This is a genomic window from Psychrobacter sp. AOP7-B1-25, assembly GCF_052376195.1.
Taxonomy (GTDB): Bacteria; Pseudomonadota; Gammaproteobacteria; order Pseudomonadales; family Moraxellaceae; genus Psychrobacter.
Map to the genome: position 1 here is coordinate 159,242 of NZ_JBQSVK010000005.1, position 19,810 is coordinate 179,051.

A 19,810-nucleotide genomic window follows, 5' to 3' on the forward strand; every position below is an offset into this window, starting at 1 on the left:
TTTTAATGTTTATATTTAACGTAAGTTACCTAAATCTTCTTCAGTCAAACGCCAACGACCTTTCTTTTTAGAAGCACCGCGTCCGCGCATGGCACTATTCAATATTAGCTTGTTCATGGAGTGGCTTGAGTGAGCATGACAGATGGCGCAGGCAAGTCCATCGGCAGCATCTTGTTGCGGTACAACTTCTAACGATAGTATACGACACACCATCTCTTGTACTTGCTCTTTGCCCGCAGCTCCATAGCCACAGACGGCTTGTTTAATCTGCCGAGCAGTATATTCTGATACTTCTAAATCTAAGGCAACCATCGCTGCAATCGCTGCGCCACGTGCTTGCCCAAGCTTAAGTGCAGAATCAGGGTTCTCCGCCATAAATACTTGCTCAATCGCTGTATAAATAGGCTCGTCGGCATATTTTAAATGGTGTTTTGTGATACGAGTTAGTCCGTTAAAGATGCGCTTGAGGCGTTCAGGCATCTCTTTAGTATCTGTGCGAATCGTCCCTGCATCGATATAGGTCAGTTTATCCCCTGTTTGCTGTACTATTCCATAACCAGTCATGCGTGACCCTGGGTCAATGCCTATAATAATTGCCATAATATTCCGTCTTGCTTACATTTTATTTTACATTCAATCTTATATAAATGAGGTACGGAGTCAGACTCGCTCAGCTTACTACTTGTAGTGCTGACGTTCGCCTTCCTTATATCCAAATTGTATTGTACCGACTATATGGCTTAAAAATTAGCCTTAAGTTTGATAGTATAGCAACCAATCCCCATATACATCATATGTTAGCCATTTTAATTTTCATGGCGTTCAATTTATTGGTTTTTATTTTATAGGACGACACTTTATGGGTCAGATAGTTGGTATAGCCATTGTTTGGTTTATTATCGAGATGCTACTGTGGTATTTGCTTGCGCAATTTATGAGCGGCTGGTGGGTATTTATATGGTTTATTATTGCTGCAGTTATCGGTATCTCATTAATACGCAAAGGTATGGCTGCTCTTAATCCAATGGCACAGCAAATGAAAGCTGGTGGCATGATGAACCCTGCCATGCGTCCACCAGAGACCACCATGATCAAAAGTATCGCGATGGCAGTTGCTGGTGTTTTATTGCTTATCCCTGGGGTGCTCAGTGATTTGATAGCGTTATTGGTCGTATTGCCACCTGTGCAAAAAAAGCTAAAAGACTTGGCCAATAATTATGTCATGAACAATCAGCAAAAAATGATGGAAATGATGGCAAAACAGATGGGTGGTCAAATGGGCGGCGGTCAAAACCCATTTGGCGGTGCTGGTGGTATGGGTGGCCAAAACCCATTCGGTGGCGCAAGTGGTATGAATGGTCAAAATCCATTTGGTCAACAGCAACAAAACCCATTTGGTGATGTGTTTAAACAGCATACTACCGTTGATGGTACCGCTAAAAACGTCCCTAAAGATGTAAAAAAAATTACGAAATCTGCTAATGACGAATAACTATTTAGCGAAATCATAAGCATAAAAAAAGCCCTTTTCGTCAATGACGGAAAGGGCTTTTTAGTGGTAGTAAGTAAACCAGTTATAAAAGGTGTAGTTACTAACCGAATGAAACAACCGAAGTGCCGCTGTAAGATGGTGACCCATGAACCGTGAAGTTCAGGGCGGATGCGTCATCATCTCTGCAGGTTTCCTGATACACCGCAAGCGGTGCAGGCATACACAATGAGACAATAGGTACCACATCCTGGTAAAGCATTATCGGCTCAGGGAATAAACATCTACTAGCCAACACTTCAGAATAGTTTCATCTTAACCAATGAAAAGAATGATTGCAAGTCTGAATTACAGATTGATACTCAATGCCATTGAAAGGCATGACTAGTAAGGGTTTGCTTACAAATACCAAGGTATAAAAACGATACAAAACCATTCGTTTATTAGTAAAAAATTGTCAGTTTTTCAGCTATTTCAAGATGTGTGTTAATATATAGGGCTTTATATTCCCTTACACAACATTATAGGCGTTCATTCACTCGAGGAGCGGTAATATATGACCAGTACCCAACAAGCATCAGATTCTATTGATAACAAAACACAGCTTAGCAATAACCAAGACAGTGCCCAAAATAAAAAAACACCGCATGTCTTGATGATATTGGACGGCTTTGGTCATCGTGAAGAAGATAAAGATAATGCCATCGCTGCCGCTCATATGCCAAATTTAGATAAGATCTATCAGCAGTATCCTCATGGGCTGATTTCTGCTTCAGGGGAAGATGTTGGTTTGCCAGAGGGGCAGTTTGGGAATTCAGAAGTTGGTCACATGAACCTAGGTGCTGGTCGCGTTCTTTATCAGGACTCGACACGTATCTCAAGTGAACTTACTAACCGTGAATTTTATAAAAACGAAGCGTTGGTCGATGCCGTAAAAGCTGCCAATGAGTGTGGCGGTAATGTTCATATCATGGGCTTGCTTTCTGATGGTGGCGTCCATTCACATCAAGATCATATCGAAGGTATGTGTCATTCAGCGTTGGTCCATGGTGCCAAGAATGTTTTTATTCATTGCTTTTTAGATGGCCGTGATACCCCGCCTAAGTCTGCTGATAAATATATCAACCGTTTGCGTGACTATATCAATAAGTTGAATGCTCATTACGAAGGTGGCCGCGTACAGATTGCAAGCATCATCGGACGCTACTATGCTATGGATCGTGACAATCGCTGGGATAGAGTACAAAAAGCCTATGAGCTGATTACTGAAGGTAAAGCTGATCGTCTATCAACACGGGCAGATGGTGCTGTCCAAGCTGCTTACAAAGCGCGTGAGACCGATGAGTTCGTCAGTCCAACAACCGTAATTGGACGTGATGAAGTGCCGTATACTGTTAATGATAACGATGCACTTATTTTTATGAATTTCCGGGCTGACCGTGCTCGTGAACTCGCCCAAGCGTTTGTTTTACCAGACCATGAGTTTTCTGGTTTTGCTCGCCAAAAGCAGCCAAAACTGGCAGCATTTGTGATGTTGACGAAGTATTCAGATATCCTAGCGGATAACCCAAAGACTAGCATTGCCTACTACCCAACGTCTTTGGCTAATACATTGGGAGAGTACTTACAGGATAAAGGAAAAACGCAGCTGCGAATTGCTGAAACTGAAAAGTATGCGCATGTGACTTTTTTCTTTAGTGGTGGCCGCGAAGAAGAGTATGAGGGTGAGACTCGCATTCTAGTATCATCACCAGACGTTGCGACTTATGATTTAAAGCCTGAGATGAGCGCGCCTGAAGTTACGGATAAACTAGTAGAAGCGATTGAGTCTGGTAAGTATGATGTATTGGTGGTCAATTATGCCAATGGTGATATGGTTGGGCATACAGGTATCTTTGATGCAGCGGTAAAAGCGGTTGAGGCTTTGGATGTATGTGTGGGCCGTATCGAGTCAGCAGTGCGTGCTGCTGATGGTGATATGCTTATCACAGCCGATCATGGTAACTGTGAGCAAATGCAAGATTATGAAAGCGGTCAAGTACATACACAGCATACGACAGAGCATGTGCCGTTAATTTATGTGGGCGACCAAAAGCTGCAAGTACGTCGCGGCGGTAAACTGAGTGATATAGCACCGACTATTTTATCGTTGATGAATATTGATGCACCAGCGGAGATGACAGGTGAGAGCTTGCTTATCCCAGTAGTTTAAGGTAGTCGAATCAAAAACGACCCTTGAGTTGCTGGGCTTCATATTGATTGAATATCTATACTAGAAGGTATCGAAAAGGAAAGGATAACCTATTATCCTTTCCTTTTTTTGTGATACATTTTACTTAGTTTACTTGCAATACTATGCTAGTTTGAAATATGCGTTTGGTGCTATCTTATCAGTCGTTATATAACCATAAATTCGTATTCTCTATTATTTAAATGAGTCCTTTTATGCAGCCTATTTCTCTTGCACGTTCTTTTTTATCCAAAGGGTTAAGTAAATCAGTAAGGAAGCCGTCAGCCGCGTCTACGGTTTTACAGCCTGCAATTTTGGTAGGTATGCTTGGTTGTGCGATTAGCGTGAATGTACAGGCAGCAGTAGGGGTAGAGTCTTCTGCAGATAGTACTAATTCTACAGACGGTCTACAGCTCATCAGTCTAAATGCAGATGAGATAGTGGATGAAAACGACGCTGATAATTTATCGAATATTGCTGATATGCTAGATGTTGCCGATGAGCCAGATGATTTGATAGATAGTGTGCCAGATGAAAGCGCTCTAATAGATGATACCGATGATATTAATACGGACATTCCAGCGGAGGTCGCTCAGGTATCGTTAAATGCCATCTCTCCTGAGACACTAAAGACGTTCGTGGCTGTAGTGGATTTAGTACGCCGTGAGTATGTTGATACGGTCAATGACGAAGAGTTGTTTAGCAATGCGATGAGCGGTATGCTGACCAAGCTTGACAGTCATGCTGAGTTTCTAGATGCAGAAGAGTATGAGAACCTGCGTGCTTTTACCGAAGGTGATGTAGGTGATATTGGTCTTAAGGTTAACTACCAGCCAGAAGCAGGGTATTGGGTCGTAACAGAAGTTATCGATGACTCACCTGCGGATAAAAAAGGCATCGCAGTTGGTGACTATTTACATCAGGTTGATGAGTTTAAATTAGATGAAGGGAGGCAAGCCAATGATGTTGAGCAGCTTTTGACAGGTATTGCTGGTACGCAGGTAGATATTATTACTTCCAAAGCTGGTCGACGTAAGCACACAACAACGTTGCAGCGTAATAATAGTCATCCGCAGATTATCGAGACTAAGCTAGTTGACGGCATTGCTATTGTTAAATTACCTGCGTTTCAAAACAATAGCCGTGAAAAGTTGTTAGAAGGTTTGATTAACCTTAACGCTCCTATATCAGGTATTTTGTTAGATATGCGCGATAATCCAGGTGGTGTACTGACATCAGCAGTGAGTGTTGCCAGTTTATTTATGGATGATACTGATGTGGTACAAGTGCAAGCACGTCAAAATAAATCACGCGTACTATCGACCCAAGGTGATGCGATACTCAAGCCTTTGCCGTTAGTTGTATTACAAAACCGCTATTCAGCATCGGCGTCAGAGGTGCTTGCTAGTAGTTTACAAGCACAAAAACGCGCTACTATTATTGGTGAAGTTAGTTATGGAAAAGGCTCAGTACAATCGGTCATTCCTTTAAACGATGAGCAAGCCGTTAAGTTGACTGTGGCCAGTTATATGACGGCAGCAGGTAGGCAAATAGACGAGATCGGCGTAGAGCCTGATGTGACCTTGTCAGGCAGTGAGAGTACGTGGGAGCAGCAAGCATTAGAATTAGTAAAAGTGCGCGCGCTAGATTCTGGCATTCGCTTTGTTAGAAAAACGGCTGTACAAGAATAGATTTTTGTATCTGTCAATGAATAGTACATCTAATCACACAGCCGAAATGTTTGAAATTTCTGAAGATGCTAATCGAACGCCTCTTCAGAAACTTCAAGCTTTTTCATACGGTAGCGTAAAGAGCGAAAAGTTGTTCCCAACAACTCAGCTGCTTTGGTTTTATTCCAGCCAGTTTGCTTGAGTGCGGTGATAATTAATTGCTTTTCTTGTTCTTGCAAATAATGCTCTAATCCTTGAGGCGGTAGTTGACCGTTAAACAATTCTTGCGAGTTTGATATATCTTTAGATAGTTCTTGGTGCGAAATAGAGTTAAGAAGTGATTCTTTTTCATGAGTACTTGCTACGTTGGTTGAAGGGCTGCCATTATTATCTGATGAATGCTGCATCATGGAAGGGTAATGATGGGTGCTAGTACGATAGGGATGTATATTAATCGCACTTTGCTTAACCTGTGTCGTTATATTGCTGCTAGATTGAATTACTTGCTCACCACTTTTCGTTGCTTGGGCTGTAGGTTGAGCATCGATTTGGTTTTCTGAGTTATGAGGAGGTAGCTCAGAGTCGTCAATAGCTGAGTTATGATTCTTCTCTTGTGTATTTACAAGCTCAGGTTCAATGTCAGGAAGACCTAAATGACTAATGTCAATGCATGAGGTTTCAGCTAACGTGACTGCACGCTCAAGTACGTTGCGTAGCTCACGGACATTACCCGCAAAATCGTGACGTTGTAAGCGTGCGCAGGCTTCGATCGTCAGTGATGGTGGTGACTCTAATTGCCAATCATCAGCGATCATCGCTAAAAAGTGTTCTGCCAATACAGGAATGTCGTCGCGGCGTGTGTTCAGGGTTGGAAGCTTGAGCTCAATAACATTGATGCGATAATATAAATCTTGTCGAAATGCACCATCTTGTACCAATTGGCTTAGGTCTTTATGAGTGGCAGACAATATGCGTATGTCCACTGGAACCTCTTTTGTATCACCAATTGCTCTGACTGTTTTTTCTTGAATGGCACGTAACAATTTAACTTGCATAGCTAAAGGTAAGTCTGCTACCTCATCTAAAAATAACGTGCCACCATTGGCTTGTTGAAATAATCCTTGTTTATCAGCGACAGCCCCTGTAAAGCTGCCTTTTTTGTGACCAAAAAACTCCGACTCCATCAGCTCTGATGGTATCGCACCGCAGTTCACTGGTACAAAGCTGCCATCACGACGTGGACTTAAATCATGGATCAATCTAGCGACCACTTCTTTACCTGTGCCAGAAGCACCCGATAAAAATACAGGCGCCTGTGAGCGTGCTAGTTTTAAAATAGTATTCTTAAGAGGATGCATGACAGCGGAGTTACCAATCAATCTGCTATCCAACATTTTTTGTTCAGGAGAACACTCTGGTGTGGTTTGTACTTCACTATCTTGATGAATAACTTTTAAGGCATTCTCTACTAGTAGGCGCAAACGTGGTAGTTCAAGCGGTTTATTAACAAAATCAAAGGCACCGAGTTTTAACGCCTCAATAGCTAAATCCATGCTGCCATGAGCCGTAATCACCGCTATTGGAATATTAGAGCTACTGCTAATTTCTTTCACCAACTCTAATCCCGAACCATCCGGCAGCTTCAAGTCCGTCAAACAAAAATCGTAGTCATTATCTTGCCAAAATGATCTTGCTTGCGACAAAGTATAAGCCACATCACTTTTGATACCCATTTTTGTCAAAGTAATTTGCATCAATCGACATAAATCTACTTCATCATCGACGACTAGCGCGGTTGTTGTCATACATCATCTCATCGTATTCAATGGCTATAAAATTCATAGCTGGACCTAAATAGGCGTATAGCTTTATACAAAGTCAAAACGTCATGTACTTTTATTAATTTCATCTCAAACCTGCTGTTTGGTAAAATTAACGTAGAACAATATTGTTCCAAAAAATAAGTTTAGGAAAGACTTTCTTCAATGGTTTGAAATTTATTATCAGATTTAATAGAAGGCACAATTAATCGAAAGCATGTTTTTTCATGTTCAGGAATATAGAGTAGACGTGCTTGATTGGCTTCACAAAATGCTTGTGACAAATAAAGCCCCAAACCTGTACCAGTTTTATCTGTTGTGAAAAACGGATCGAACAAAAGTTGTAAATTCTCAGTATTCACGCCATTACCATCATCTAATATATCGATTATAACATCGTTGTCTGCGCAGTAAATGTCGATTTCTACGTAAGCATGAGGGTGAGCATAGCTACTATAGCGCAGGCCATTGTTAATTAAATTGATTAATATCTGCTCTAACTGATGAGTATCGAATGATATTATAGGTTTGGTTTTTACTCGTAGAAAAATGTCGTGTCCCTGAAAGTAATTTTCCAAAAACGATGGTATCCATTCAGCCAGTTTGAGCACCTGTTGGGTCGCTGTCTGCTGACGAGACAGTTTTAAAATATCCTCGATGATGCGGTTCACACGTTTTGTCTGTGAAAATATCATTTCATAAAGCTCATGATTGCCCGTCATAGCAGCATGCACTTCATTTTTTGATGTACTATGACCTTCCGCTTGTTCTGCAACATCTTCCATTAATAGCTGGCTAGCTTGTGAGATCGCTGCTAAAGGGTTTCTGATTTCATGAGCGATGCTAGCAGTTAGTTGTCCTAAAGAAGCCAGTTTGAGCTGTTGAGCACTGGCTTGCTCACGGCGTAAATCTTCTAATATGATAAGCTTGCTATCGTCTTTTAGTGGAATAATCTGTACGCGTAATTTACCAAATATTGAGGAATTTGCCACCGCTGGTACATCATAGGTAAAAGCGCGTGACTGCCCTGAAGCTACCGACAAACAAGCACTAAATAATTGTGTGTGTTGTTTATTGAGTTGCTGCTCGAAATTAGAGAGAAGCGCTTTGTGTTGAGCGTCCTTAGTATTGCCAAAGGTATTTTGCGCTGTGGTAGGTGTGACAAGTGAAAGACTAAGTAATTGATGTGCAGCAAGATTGGCTAAGACAATATGCTGCTTATCGATAACCATGACACCATTAACCATTTGCGTGATAACTTCTTGATTGATCACGTTAAGTCTCTCGACTTCCTTCGCATGGTTTGCGGCGACTTTTTCAAGCTGTACCAATCGTTGAGAGATAGACCAGCTCAAACCGCCAACTGCTAAAAAGCTCGCCGACATCAATAGCGCGTCACCTAGGTTGGCTAGACTCATGCTATTGGCAATAGCATAAAAAAACTGCTGATAAATAACAAGAATGATGGCAAGTAAAGTAATAACCAAGGCTTGTGAGCTATGTAGTAGCATAAAGCTGGCCGCGACGACAACCATATATAGCATGGTCAACTGCAAATCAGGATTACCTGTAGTGTAAAGCAGCAGACTTAATATGATAACGTCTAATGCCAGCCCAAATGCCAACTGACGGCGCATATGCTTTCTGACGACATAAAACAGTCCAAGCAGTATCAGACTTAGAAGCATATAAAAGCTTAAGGTTGTTTGCTGCAAAAAGCTGGGTAGGGATATGCTGCTGTCAGTACGAGTAGGGATGTATAGCATGAGCATAGAGAACAGGCTAACGACGAAACGATAGCTACTATAAATCAGTCCTAACTTACGCAATTGTGACAAAGGCAGCGTAGCGTCATGATTGGCGTAGCGAGTAGCGACAGATCTAGGACTGGTAGCAGGTTTCATAAACTGGCCGTAATATATTAGGTGCTTTATGGTTGAATCAGACCGTGACGAATGGCTAAATGAGTCAATTTAACATCACTATCAACTCCAACTTTTTCATAGATACGGTAGCGATATGTGTTGATGGTTTTTACACTAACAAATAATTGATCAGCGATTTGCTGAGGGCTCTGACAGTTAACAACCATCATAGCCACTTGTTTTTCTCTATCGCTTAATAAATCAAAAGGTGAAGTAGCATTATCAGACAATAAAACGTCTGCTAATTGCTCAGCGACGTCTTGACTGAAGTAACGACCGCCTTGATAAATCTTTTTGACTGCACGTATCATCTCATCAAGGGGTGTGCCTTTGGTGATATAGCCGTTGACACCTGCTTTAATTAACATCGAAGGATAGGGCTGTGCAGACATGCTACTGACTGCTAAAATTTTGATACCCATATCGAGTTGAATCAGACGTTTGGTTGCTTCTAGCCCACCAATATTCGGCATATTGACGTCTAGTAAAATGACATCAGGATGTAACAGTTTGGCTTGTTTGATAGCCATATCACCGCTGTCTGCCTCACCTACTACTTCGATATCAGGGCTGTCTGACAACATACGGCTAATACCCATCCGTACCAAATCATGATCGTCTACCACTAATACTTTAATCATAACCATACTCTTTATTGTTTGTCAGAATGAACGCTTTATTAAGCTTAAATACTATAGAAAAGAAATATATTTTGGGCTTCATTATTATCTTTATATATTCAAAATACCGTTGATTAATATAACAAAATACGGATAATCATAACATTTGAAGTTAATTTATATTGCTGTAATGTGAATCGTTGTTTCTAAAGTATAAATTGGTTGTAGCAAAATTTGAAAGTAGCTAGAAAAAACTACTAAATCAGTTTGATAGATTAAACTTAAATGTAAACCATGATACACTAAAAATACAAAAGCTCTATGCGAGTACTTACAAACACATTTACAAACGCTATGCATGTTCCAGGCGTCAGTCATTATGTAACTGGCGCAATAGCGGCAATAGGAGTCATAATGAAGCAACTACCATTAACCAAACAGCAATTAATCGCTGCTATGATTTCATTGAGTTTGGGCAGTGTTGCACAAGCGGCACTTACGATTAATGGTAGCACTGAGACTGCTTCTAGTGCACGCCTAAGTTGGGGCGGTGCTGACAGTTTGTCTGAAGCGCGTAATATCATGTATAAGTCCAATAGCTCGCCGATTAAGAAAGTCGATAACGGTTATGGCACAACCAATGTTACGAATACCAATAGCTTTGCTAGTAGCAATAACAATGGTCCTCGCTACAATACAACTTATCGTGGTGCATTTGGTAGTAGCGATATGATTCCGATTAGCACTGACTCACGTAGTGTTGCTGTGATTGACGCTGAAACTGGCGAGTCTATCTACGAAAAAGATGCCGATATCGCACGCCCAATGGCTAGTATCACCAAGGTTATGACCGCTATGGTTGTATTGGATGCAGGCCTTGATATGCGTGAAGAAATCACGCTTGATCCAGAAGATTTTGTCGGTCCTAAGCGTGCAAGCTCGCGTTTAAAATCAGGTGATCGTTTGAACCGCGCTGAGATGCTATTAATGGCATTAATGAAGTCTGAAAATCCAGCAGCGAAGAGTCTGGCGCGTAATTATCCAGGTGGTTACGCCGCTTTCATGCGTGCGATGAATCGCAAGGCGCAAGATTTGGGTATGAGCACGGCATTTTTTGGGGATCCAACAGGACTTGATAAGCGCAATGTAGCTTCTTCAAAAGACTTAGTTAAGATGGTCCGTGCTGCTGGTAACTACGATGTCATTCGTCGTTTTTCTACTACTAAGAGCTATGACTTTTTTGTCTCAAACTACTCAAATGGTAATCGCACTTATAAAGCCAATAATACTAGCATGTTGGTCCGTGATGGCAGTTATCCAATCGGTATTTCTAAAACAGGCTTTATCAATGAAGCAGGGCGTTGTGTTGTGATGGAAACTCGTGTTAACAACCGTCCTGCCATTATTGTTATCTTAGGGGCAAACAGCTCAGCGACACGTTGGGGTGATGCTAAAAACATCTTAAACAGTTTGGCTACTCGCCGTACGGTATAGACTTGATGTTCTAAGCGCATAAAAAAAGCTGTTATATGATATAACAGCTTTTTTATTGTGTTAAATTTAAGAATTAAGGAAGCACCCTATGAGCCATATGCCACTATCTTCTGCTATGCCTAAACTATATTTATTGACCAATGACGACGAGTTTGAGCTGCTGTATCAAAAGTTAGAGGCAGCCTTGTCAACAGGATTAATTGCGCTATTACAAATTCGACGTAAGCAAGTTCTTAGTTTACCTAATGGAGCTTTGACGCTTTTTGAAGAAGCAAAGAAAATCATTGAGTTGGCTAAAATATACGATGTACCAGTTGTAGTTAATGATAATGTGAAATTAGCTGAAAAGCTTGGCGTTGGGGTACACCTTGGTCAAACAGACGGCAGTATCGATAATGCTCTTAAGTCCCTTTTACCAAATCAAATAATTGGTCGTACTTGCCATGGTGATGTGGCGCTAGTTAAAGAAGCGAAAAATGACGGTGCAAGTTATGCTGCGATGGGTGCAGTGTTTACTTCTACGACTAAGCCAAATGCCAATATCATTTCGCGTCGGCAGCTTGTTGAAGGATGCCAGCAAGGCGTACCAATATGTGTCATAGGCGGGATAACCGCAGAAAATGTCTTGAATTTAGTAAATTTGCCCATTGCGCTTGTAGCAGTCGTCGGGGATATAATGAATTTGCCAGTAGCAGACATAGCTCAGCGCTGTCATGAATGGCAGCAGGCATTTTCTAAATGGAAAATACCTACTTGAATTTTACTTCTTGAAAGGTTTTTAGAGTGGCAATAATTTTATTATAGGACCTCAATGCTAGAGCGCTATTCAGCATGTTCCATACATAAAGTGGCGTAGGGTAGCGCTTCTAAACGTTGCTCTTCGATTGGTTCACCGCAGACTTCACACTCGCCATAAGTACCATTTTCAACCCGACTCAATGCATTTTCGACATAGGTTAAGCTTTGACGTGCCTCGCTCATCAAGTTTTTGCGCATGTCGTTTTGACGATAAGATATGGCCTGATCTTCCCAATGTTCGTTGAGCTCATCTTGCGGATTTTGGATGTGATCTTCTATCTTATCAATTCGAGATTCGTACTCATCTTTTAATTTTAATAGGTTCTGTTTGGCAGCGTCTAAATTGATGCTCATTATTTTCTCCTAATAGATTGTTTTTATTGTCAATGTTTCTATCATAAAGAGCTTGACTGCTGAGTACCACCACGAAATGTTACTGTTTATTGACTATGCCCAAAGCCAGAAACTGTAATTGCTGCAACCAAATAATGGTCTAAGAATATAGACTGAATATTCTAAACTTACTGAAATTTGTGTCAGGTTGTTTGTGAGACTGCGGTAGAAAACTGGTAGAATACACCGCCGCTGAATTCTGCTTACTTGATCGACTCACCAGAGTGGCTTGATAAGTGTAAGAGCCAAGCGTTAAAAAACATTGAAAAGCAATAAAGCTGATAGTGACTATATAGCTTGGATATAAAATAGCGTAGTTATAAGGCAGGCGAGTGAGAGTGCTACGAATAGTAGGTCGAGCGAGCTTAGCACTGTCTCTGATTTGTATGAATCCGGCTATAGTGAACATATCAGTAACGACAGTAATCAGAAATTAACAGATATATTGATGCATAGGAGCAGGTAATGAATTTTTTGCGTATGAGTGAGTTGAACTTAACGGATAAGGTGGTATTAATCCGAGAAGATTTAAATGTACCTATTAAAGACGGTAAGGTCGCGAGCGATGCACGCCTGCAAGCCAGTCTTCCTACCATCAAAATGGCGCTTGAAAAAGGCGCTGCGGTAATTGTTTGCTCACATTTAGGCCGCCCAACAGAAGGCAATCCTGAAGCTGTATATTCATTGGCACCAGTCGCTGATTATTTGACGGAAAAATTAAGCTCGCAACTATCGACACCTGTACGTCTTAATAGTGATTACCTTACCCAAGGTGCCAATGTAAAATCGGGCGAAGTGGTTCTATTAGAAAATGTACGCTTCAATGACGGTGAAAAGAAAAACGATGCCACGCTAGCGAAAAAGTACGCTGATTTGTGCGATGTATTTGTGATGGATGCTTTTGGTACTGCGCATCGTGCGCAAGCATCAACAGAAGGTGTTACCCAAGCAATGCGTCAAGCAGACAAAACTGTGTGTGCAGGGCCATTGTTAGCCGCTGAACTTGATGCCTTGAGCCTAGCGCTTGAAACGCCAGCGCAGCCAATGCTTGCTATCGTTGGTGGGTCAAAAGTATCTACAAAATTGGAAGTGCTACACAGCTTGGCTGAAGTCTGCACACAGATTATCGTTGGTGGTGGTATTGCCAATACTTTCTTGGCAGCAAAAGGCCACAGTGTTGGTGCCTCATTATACGAAGCAGATTTGTTAGAGACTGCGCGTGACATTATGACCAAGACTGAAATTTTATTGCCTGAATATGTTGTAGTCGCTGATAAAAATGACATTGATTTCGCTGATTTTACTGGCTCATTACAAAGAGCATCCGCAACGATTAAGTCTGTTGATGCTATTGGTGACAACGACATGATATTGGACATCGCGCCAGAAAGCGCAAAGCAGCTTGCTAACGCCATTATTAATGCAAAAACCATCTTGTGGAATGGTCCAGTTGGTGTATTCGAAGTCGATGCTTTCGGGCAAGGTACACAGATATTAGCCACTGCTGTAAGAGCCAGTGATGGCTTTTCAATCGCGGGCGGCGGTGATACGTTAGCAGCTATTGATAAGTATCAAGTTGCTAACGGTGTAAGCTATATGTCAACAGGTGGCGGCGCGTTCTTAGAATTTGTCGAAGGCAAGGTACTTCCAGCGGTTGCTGCATTACAAATAGATGCCTAATTACTTAACGATATTCTGTAGCTTGGTAACATTAGACGTACAACTAATCTTAAATAACTAGGGTAGTCTGTAAAAATAATATTTTGGCTATTGCTTGGCTTGTTTATATTGACTCAAGTAAGAGCAATAATCATTGGTTATTATTAAGCAATATTTATTTGTTTATATACTGAAAATTATTATTGCATGTCCAACTCGCACTCTATAAAATAGTGCGACCATGTATTTTGACATGCATTATTTACGAGAGGTTTATTATGTTAAAACGTCATTTATTACTTGCTAGCGTACTTGCTGGTACTTTTGCAGTCACTGCATGCAGCCAACAAACAGAAGAAAACACTGAAGCTGCTGTTGAGTCTGCTGGCGATGATGCTGCTGCAAACGCCGATGCTGCTGCTGCTGAAGCTGAAGCTGCTGCTCAAGACGCTGGTACTGAAGTTGCCGAAGGCGCTGACACTGCTGGTGCTGCTGCAACAGACGCTCTAGAAAACACTGGTGATGCTATTGCTGAAACTACTAACGATGCAGTCGAAAGCACTGCTTCAGCTGTTGCCGATGGTGCTGTCGCTGTCGCTGAAGGCGCAAATGATGTTGCAGTTGATGCAGAGCAACAGTACTAAGCTACGTGATAACTAAGCATTATAATGACTGAATTATTGGGCTGCTATCAATTTATAGATAACCTCTAAGAATAGTCATTGCTTTATAAGCCTCAAAATATTAAAAAAGCCTTGGTAATCGCCAAGGCTTTTTTATTGTATGTCACCATAACCGTTTATAAAAACCGAACTGACATGAAGAGACTGTATAGGCTGACAAATAGTCGGTCAACCGCTACGAAGACAGAACAATTTTTGCTATAATCATCGCGTGGTAGTCATATCCGAAATTATGCAGACTTTTACTCATCTATGTACTGTCAGTATGGTCGAATATACAGTGGAATGATTGTTGCGAAATTGTTTTTAAAATACTATTCAAAATCTAATCAGAGAGCGTCTTATGGCCCTAATATCCCTACGTCAACTTCTAGATCATGCCGCTGAACACAGCTATGGTGTTCCTGCCTTTAACGTCAATAACTTAGAGCAAATGCGTGCAATCATGATGGCTGCGGATGCTTGTGATTCACCTGTTATCGTCCAAGCCAGTGCAGGTGCACGTAACTATGCAGGGTCAGCATTTTTGCGTCATTTGATTATCGCTGCAATCGAAGAATGGCCGCATATTCCAGTGGTAATGCATCAAGATCATGGTATGTCACCAGCTATCTGCCAACGCTCAATTCAATTAGGTTTTTCATCAGTGATGATGGATGGCTCATTGGGTGAAGATGGTAAAACGCCAATGGATTATGATTACAATGCTAGCGTCACGCGCGAAGTCGTCAAAATGGCACATGCTTGTGGCGTCTCTGTAGAAGGTGAAATCGGTTGCCTAGGTAGTCTTGAAACTGGTATGGCTGGTGAAGAAGACGGTTCTGGCGCTGAAGGTGTATTAGATCATGAGCAGCTTTTAACCAGTGCTGACGAAGCTGAGCAGTTTGTAAAAGATACCAATGTAGATGCGTTAGCAATTGCTATTGGTACTAGCCATGGCGCCTATAAGTTCACACGTCCACCAACAGGCGATATTTTGTCTATTGAGCGTGTAAAAGAGATCCATGCCCGTATTCCTAATACACATCTTGTTATGCATGGCTCGTCGTCAGTGCCGCAAGAATGGTTAAAAGTGATTAATGAAAATGGCGGTGATATCGGCGAAACTTATGGTGTACCAGTTGAGCAGATCGTAGAAGCGATTAAGCATGGTGTGCGTAAAGTGAATATCGATACGGATTTACGTTTGGCATCAACTGGCGCTATTCGCGAATTCCTTGCAAAGAATCCAAGCGAATTTGATCCACGCAAATACTTTAAAGCGTCTATGGTAGCGATGTCAGATATCTGTACCAATCGTTTTGAAGCATTTAGCTCTGCAGGTCAAGCACATAAAATTCGCCCAACCAGTCTTGAAGGTATGGTGAAGTTTTACCAATAAGACTGTATGGGAGAAAGTAGCTGTTCATAATGAAGTAGCAGCTAATTTTATAATATCTTACAAAAGAGGTCATAAATAATGATTGGATTGATTTCCGGACAGGTGCAGTACTTGATGGCACCGACGGCTTGTATCATGACGACCTCTGGTGTGGGGTATGATATCGAACTACCATTGCCGTCATTTTGCCAATTACAACTCAATGAGCAAGCAAGTATCTGGACGCATTTTCATGTACGCGAAGATGCCCAATTGCTCTATGGTTTTATCGACCGAAAAGAGCGTGATGTTTTTCGCCAGTTAATTAAAATTAACGGTGTTGGGGCAAAAATGGCCTTAGCTATGCTATCTGCAATGTCTGCGGCTGAGCTAAAAATGCACGTCGAGCAAGAGTCGGAAACGGCATTGACTCGTATCCCAGGTATTGGTAAAAAGACGGCGCAACGTTTATTGATTGAGCTAAAAGATAAGCTAAAAAATATCGAGGTTGATAGTGGTACGTTTGAGTTGACGCCTCAAGAAACGACGATTTCTCACGAAGGCAGCATCATTGCCGAGGTGGAAGGTGCGTTGATTAGTTTGGGCTATAAAGAAAAAGAAGCTCAGCTAGCGATTAAAGCTGCCAAGAGTAAAGGGGATACTTTTGCTGATACTCAAGGTTTATTGAAAGCTACTTTGCAGCAGTTATCGGGCTTTTAATTGATATTAACTAGCCGTTTAGCGATGATAACTAAATAATGTATTAAATTAATAAGCGACATTAAATGTCGCTTATTTTCGTTTTGGTACTCGCTTAATAAGGTTTTGCATGACTTATGCGCAGCGTTTGGTTATGCTATTTGTTAACTAATATTTTTAATATAATGATAAATTCTATGACGCAAGATCGCTTAATTAATCCGCTAGAAGGCGCGAATGATGCTCCTGATGCCAATATCCGACCAGCTTTATTGGCTGAATATATTGGTCAGCCAGTTGTACGTGAGCAGATGGAAGTGTTCATTGGTGCAGCTCGTGGCCGTGACGAAGCGCTAGATCACACGCTCATATTTGGTCCACCAGGTTTGGGCAAGACAACGCTTGCTAATATTATCGCTCGTGAAATGGGTGGTAATCTGCGCTCTACTTCAGGGCCTGTACTTGAGCGCCCAGGAGATTTGGCAGCTATGCTGACCAATCTAGAAGAGGGGGATGTACTGTTTATTGATGAAATTCACCGTCTAAGCTCAGTTATTGAAGAGATACTTTATCCAGCAATGGAAGATTTTCAGTTGGATATTATGATTGGTGAAGGACCTGCTGCGCGTTCTATTAAGCTTGATTTGCCGCCGTTCACTTTGGTGGCAGCAACGACTAGAGCAGGACTATTGACCTCGCCATTGCGTGATCGTTTTGGTATTGTACAGCGACTTGAGTTTTATAATATTACTGATTTAACGACGATTGTCAGTCGTGCAGCCCGTTTGATGCGTGTACCAATGAGTGAAGATGGCGCGGTAGAGATTGCGCGCCGTGCACGTGGTACACCAAGGATTGCTAACCGTTTGCTACGCCGTGTACGCGATTATGCTGAGGTAAAAGGCGATGGTAGCATCAATGGTGCGATTGCTGGTAGTGCGCTGGATATGTTGGCAGTGGATAGACGCGGCCTCGATCACTTAGATAGACGTTATATTGAGATCTTGCATGAACGTTTCGATGGTGGTCCTGCTGGTGTTGAAGCAGTGGCAGCAGCGATGGCTGAAGACCGAGGCACTCTTGAAGATGTAATTGAGCCGTATCTGATTCAACAAGGTTATGTGCTGCGTACTGCTCGTGGTCGCGTCCTTACCCAGATGGCAATTGATCAGATGTTATAATAATCAGTAGTTAACATAAAAAATGCGTCTACTTTTCATTAAAAGAAGACGCATTTTTTTGTTTGAGTCTAAGGATGGGTGGCTTTTTCTGAACTAGGCAAATAAAAGATAAAGCTGGTCTTTAAGCCAAGATACGCCAAACAACTACCAAGACAGCCAGTATATAAAATATGGGTGATAGCCAACCGATGACCTGCGTAGCAACTGCAATGAAAATAGCAAACCCAGCTAGTGCCAACCAATCGCGACGACGGTCATTGAGCATGTCAGCGCGAATTTGCTGTATTTCACGTAGTTGACTGTCTTGGCGAGAACCCTGTGATGCAAGACTTTGTAGTCCTTGATCTAATAGTTTGGGAATATCGGTAGTAGATAGGAGCATTTCAGGCAACTGCTGACGTAGTTGCTGTAGATTACGCATAGGATCTAATTGCTCTTTAATCCAACTGCTTAGAATTGGTTTGGCAAGTGACCAAATATCAAGATCAGGATATAAATCACGTCCGAGTCCTTCTACATGAACCAAAGTCTTTAGTAGAAGCATTAGCTGAGGTGGAATACTCATATGATGTCTACGTGCAATGTCTAAAATTTGCATCAGCACACCAGCAAAGTCGATATCATCAATTGATTTCTGTAGCATAGGGCTGACGGTACGTTTCATATCACGCATCAAGGCATGCTTATCAGCGTTCGGCGGTATCCAACCTGCACGGCTGACGATATCAACGACAGCGGTAAAGTTGTTGTTCATTACGGCAAGTAACATCCGCGCCACGATCAGCTGATCGTCTTTTGACAAAGTGCCCATGATGGCGCAATCAAGCCCGATATAACGTGGCTCATGACCTAAATCAACTGCTGCCATACCTGCATGCAACGTTTGTACAGGTGGAGTCTCTACGAACACGTTGCCTGGATGCATATCAGCATGAAAGAAATTGTCACGGAAGACTTGGGTGAAAAATATCGTTAAGCCCTTTTCTGCAAGCGCTGCACGGTCATAGTCTAACTGATCAAACATCTCAACTTGTGAAATAGGAACACCTTGAATACGCTCCATGACCATCACGTTTTTGGCAGCGTCATAAACTTCAGGTACGTACATCAATGCTGAACCCAAGAAGTTATTACGCATCTGAGTAGTATTGTCAGCCTCAAGTGTTAAATCTAGCTCATTTAGCATCACTTGCCGATAGTCTTCGACAATATCAATGATATGTATAGCACGTGCTGCTTCAATACGCGCAGATGCCCAACTTGCCAACTCTCGCAATAGCTCAAAATCAGAGACAATCACAGTACGAATATCAGGGCGAACTACTTTTACCACGACTTCACGCCCATCATGTAGAGCAGCAGTATGAACTTGGGCGATAGAAGCGGCTGCTAGCGGTTTAATATCGAATCGAGCAAATAAGGTTTCAATAGGTTGACCAAGACCATGTTTAGGGTGCTGAATTTGAGCGACAGCAATATCAGCGTCAAAAGGCTTAACTTTATCCTGCAACTGAACCAATTGAGCAATAATCTCAGGCGGTACCAAGTCGCGACGCGTTGAGAGTAACTGGCCAAGCTTCAAAAACAGCGTACCCATATCCTCAAGCGCATACTTAATCGCATTTGGTTGGTGCTTTTTGCCCCATGCTGCTGGATGTATGCGAATTAATCGCGCCAAAGGTTGAAGCTGCGGTGCTTCTTCGATAGAAAGATGGGTATCAAGGCGATACATTGCGGCGATACGCCAAAGCTCAAGTAGACGAGCGCGGTGCGATAATAGCATGAGATT

Annotated in this window: 16 protein-coding genes and 1 other RNA gene; 10 read left to right on the plus strand and 7 right to left on the minus strand. The window is 41.9% G+C overall.

Annotation, left to right across the window (positions count from 1 at the left end):
• Positions 1-15: 15 nt before the first annotated feature.
• The gene (gene ruvC, locus ACT3QR_RS06780) at positions 16-600 is read right to left on the minus strand and encodes a crossover junction endodeoxyribonuclease RuvC (protein ID WP_444520613.1); all 585 of its coding nucleotides are present in this window, start codon (positions 598-600) and stop codon (positions 16-18) included.
• A gap of 259 nt (positions 601-859) precedes the next feature.
• Here ruvC and ACT3QR_RS06785 point away from each other — a divergent pair, with 259 nt between their 5' ends.
• Positions 860-1,492 (plus strand): FxsA family protein, encoded by a 633-nt coding sequence (locus tag ACT3QR_RS06785; protein ID WP_444520614.1) that lies wholly within the window; start codon positions 860-862, stop codon positions 1,490-1,492.
• Between the two features lie 110 nt (positions 1,493-1,602).
• On the opposite strand, the gene ssrS is transcribed toward ACT3QR_RS06785, so the two are convergent.
• Positions 1,603-1,798, minus strand: a non-coding RNA gene (gene ssrS / locus ACT3QR_RS06790) — 6S RNA.
• A 247-nt stretch (positions 1,799-2,045) separates the two neighbouring features.
• Here ssrS and gpmI point away from each other — a divergent pair.
• Together gpmI and ACT3QR_RS06800 are read left to right on the plus strand one after the other, a co-directional pair.
• Entirely contained in the window at positions 2,046-3,701 is a 1,656-nt protein-coding gene (gene gpmI / locus ACT3QR_RS06795) for a 2,3-bisphosphoglycerate-independent phosphoglycerate mutase (protein ID WP_444520615.1), read from the plus strand.
• Between the two features lie 233 nt (positions 3,702-3,934).
• Positions 3,935-5,410 (plus strand): S41 family peptidase, encoded by a 1,476-nt coding sequence (locus ACT3QR_RS06800; RefSeq protein ID WP_444520616.1) that lies wholly within the window; start codon positions 3,935-3,937, stop codon positions 5,408-5,410.
• Positions 5,411-5,478: 68 nt separating this feature from the next.
• Here ACT3QR_RS06800 and ACT3QR_RS06805 read toward each other — a convergent pair whose 3' ends face one another.
• The 3 genes from ACT3QR_RS06805 to ACT3QR_RS06815 all read right to left on the minus strand — a co-directional run bounded on the left by ACT3QR_RS06805 (position 5,479) and on the right by ACT3QR_RS06815 (position 9,775).
• On the minus strand, positions 5,479-7,194 hold the full coding sequence (locus ACT3QR_RS06805) for a sigma 54-interacting transcriptional regulator (RefSeq protein WP_444520617.1): 1,716 nt from the start codon (positions 7,192-7,194) through the stop codon (positions 5,479-5,481).
• Between the two features lie 161 nt (positions 7,195-7,355).
• Positions 7,356-9,113 carry a sensor histidine kinase gene (locus ACT3QR_RS06810; RefSeq protein WP_444520618.1) on the minus strand — a complete coding sequence of 586 codons (1,758 nt, stop codon included), beginning with the start codon at positions 9,111-9,113 and terminating at the stop codon, positions 7,356-7,358.
• A 26-nt stretch (positions 9,114-9,139) separates the two neighbouring features.
• A complete protein-coding gene (locus ACT3QR_RS06815; protein ID WP_444520619.1) occupies positions 9,140-9,775 on the minus strand; it encodes a response regulator in 636 nt (211 codons plus the stop codon).
• 393 nt (positions 9,776-10,168) lie between these two features.
• On the opposite strand from ACT3QR_RS06815, the gene ACT3QR_RS06820 reads away from it, so the two are divergent.
• Positions 10,169-11,248 (plus strand): serine hydrolase, encoded by a 1,080-nt coding sequence (locus tag ACT3QR_RS06820; protein WP_444520620.1) that lies wholly within the window; start codon positions 10,169-10,171, stop codon positions 11,246-11,248.
• An 88-nt stretch (positions 11,249-11,336) separates the two neighbouring features.
• Complete coding sequence (locus tag ACT3QR_RS06825; protein WP_444520621.1) at positions 11,337-12,005, plus strand: thiamine phosphate synthase; 669 nt, start codon at positions 11,337-11,339, stop codon at positions 12,003-12,005.
• A 65-nt stretch (positions 12,006-12,070) separates the two neighbouring features.
• Here the strand turns inward: ACT3QR_RS06825 and ACT3QR_RS06830 are convergent, their stop codons facing one another.
• Complete coding sequence (locus tag ACT3QR_RS06830; RefSeq protein ID WP_444520622.1) at positions 12,071-12,400, minus strand: TraR/DksA family transcriptional regulator; 330 nt, start codon at positions 12,398-12,400, stop codon at positions 12,071-12,073.
• Between the two features lie 504 nt (positions 12,401-12,904).
• Between ACT3QR_RS06830 and ACT3QR_RS06835 the strand changes: the two genes are divergently transcribed.
• The 5 genes from ACT3QR_RS06835 to ruvB all read left to right on the plus strand — a co-directional run bounded on the left by ACT3QR_RS06835 (position 12,905) and on the right by ruvB (position 18,021).
• Entirely contained in the window at positions 12,905-14,119 is a 1,215-nt protein-coding gene (locus ACT3QR_RS06835; RefSeq protein WP_444520623.1) for a phosphoglycerate kinase, read from the plus strand.
• A 257-nt stretch (positions 14,120-14,376) separates the two neighbouring features.
• The gene (locus ACT3QR_RS06840) at positions 14,377-14,742 is read left to right on the plus strand and encodes a hypothetical protein (protein WP_444520624.1); all 366 of its coding nucleotides are present in this window, start codon (positions 14,377-14,379) and stop codon (positions 14,740-14,742) included.
• A gap of 382 nt (positions 14,743-15,124) precedes the next feature.
• On the plus strand, positions 15,125-16,162 hold the full coding sequence (gene fba / locus ACT3QR_RS06845) for a class II fructose-bisphosphate aldolase (protein WP_444520625.1): 1,038 nt from the start codon (positions 15,125-15,127) through the stop codon (positions 16,160-16,162).
• A gap of 78 nt (positions 16,163-16,240) precedes the next feature.
• Positions 16,241-16,861 (plus strand): Holliday junction branch migration protein RuvA, encoded by a 621-nt coding sequence (gene ruvA / locus ACT3QR_RS06850; RefSeq protein ID WP_444520626.1) that lies wholly within the window; start codon positions 16,241-16,243, stop codon positions 16,859-16,861.
• A gap of 176 nt (positions 16,862-17,037) precedes the next feature.
• Positions 17,038-18,021 carry a Holliday junction branch migration DNA helicase RuvB gene (gene ruvB, locus ACT3QR_RS06855; RefSeq protein WP_444520627.1) on the plus strand — a complete coding sequence of 328 codons (984 nt, stop codon included), beginning with the start codon at positions 17,038-17,040 and terminating at the stop codon, positions 18,019-18,021.
• A gap of 121 nt (positions 18,022-18,142) precedes the next feature.
• Here ruvB and ACT3QR_RS06860 read toward each other — a convergent pair whose 3' ends face one another.
• A complete protein-coding gene (locus tag ACT3QR_RS06860) occupies positions 18,143-19,804 on the minus strand; it encodes an ABC1 kinase family protein (protein ID WP_444520628.1) in 1,662 nt (553 codons plus the stop codon).
• Positions 19,805-19,810: the final 6 nt, after the last annotated feature.

What these genes read in the sequence shown, in the direction of transcription:
- ruvC (WP_444520613.1), bottom strand. Translation starts at nt 600, where the DNA reads ATGGCAATTATTATAGGCATTGACCCAGGGTCACGCATGACTGGTTAT.
- ACT3QR_RS06785 (WP_444520614.1), top strand. Translation starts at nt 860, where the DNA reads ATGGGTCAGATAGTTGGTATAGCCATTGTTTGGTTTATTATCGAGATG.
- gpmI (WP_444520615.1), top strand. Translation starts at nt 2,046, where the DNA reads ATGACCAGTACCCAACAAGCATCAGATTCTATTGATAACAAAACACAG.
- ACT3QR_RS06800 (WP_444520616.1), top strand. Translation starts at nt 3,935, where the DNA reads ATGCAGCCTATTTCTCTTGCACGTTCTTTTTTATCCAAAGGGTTAAGT.
- ACT3QR_RS06805 (WP_444520617.1), bottom strand. Translation starts at nt 7,194, where the DNA reads ATGACAACAACCGCGCTAGTCGTCGATGATGAAGTAGATTTATGTCGA.
- ACT3QR_RS06810 (WP_444520618.1), bottom strand. Translation starts at nt 9,113, where the DNA reads ATGAAACCTGCTACCAGTCCTAGATCTGTCGCTACTCGCTACGCCAAT.
- ACT3QR_RS06815 (WP_444520619.1), bottom strand. Translation starts at nt 9,775, where the DNA reads ATGATTAAAGTATTAGTGGTAGACGATCATGATTTGGTACGGATGGGT.
- ACT3QR_RS06820 (WP_444520620.1), top strand. Translation starts at nt 10,169, where the DNA reads ATGAAGCAACTACCATTAACCAAACAGCAATTAATCGCTGCTATGATT.
- ACT3QR_RS06825 (WP_444520621.1), top strand. Translation starts at nt 11,337, where the DNA reads ATGAGCCATATGCCACTATCTTCTGCTATGCCTAAACTATATTTATTG.
- ACT3QR_RS06830 (WP_444520622.1), bottom strand. Translation starts at nt 12,400, where the DNA reads ATGAGCATCAATTTAGACGCTGCCAAACAGAACCTATTAAAATTAAAA.
- ACT3QR_RS06835 (WP_444520623.1), top strand. Translation starts at nt 12,905, where the DNA reads ATGAATTTTTTGCGTATGAGTGAGTTGAACTTAACGGATAAGGTGGTA.
- ACT3QR_RS06840 (WP_444520624.1), top strand. Translation starts at nt 14,377, where the DNA reads ATGTTAAAACGTCATTTATTACTTGCTAGCGTACTTGCTGGTACTTTT.
- fba (WP_444520625.1), top strand. Translation starts at nt 15,125, where the DNA reads ATGGCCCTAATATCCCTACGTCAACTTCTAGATCATGCCGCTGAACAC.
- ruvA (WP_444520626.1), top strand. Translation starts at nt 16,241, where the DNA reads ATGATTGGATTGATTTCCGGACAGGTGCAGTACTTGATGGCACCGACG.
- ruvB (WP_444520627.1), top strand. Translation starts at nt 17,038, where the DNA reads ATGACGCAAGATCGCTTAATTAATCCGCTAGAAGGCGCGAATGATGCT.
- ACT3QR_RS06860 (WP_444520628.1), bottom strand. Translation starts at nt 19,804, where the DNA reads ATGCTATTATCGCACCGCGCTCGTCTACTTGAGCTTTGGCGTATCGCC.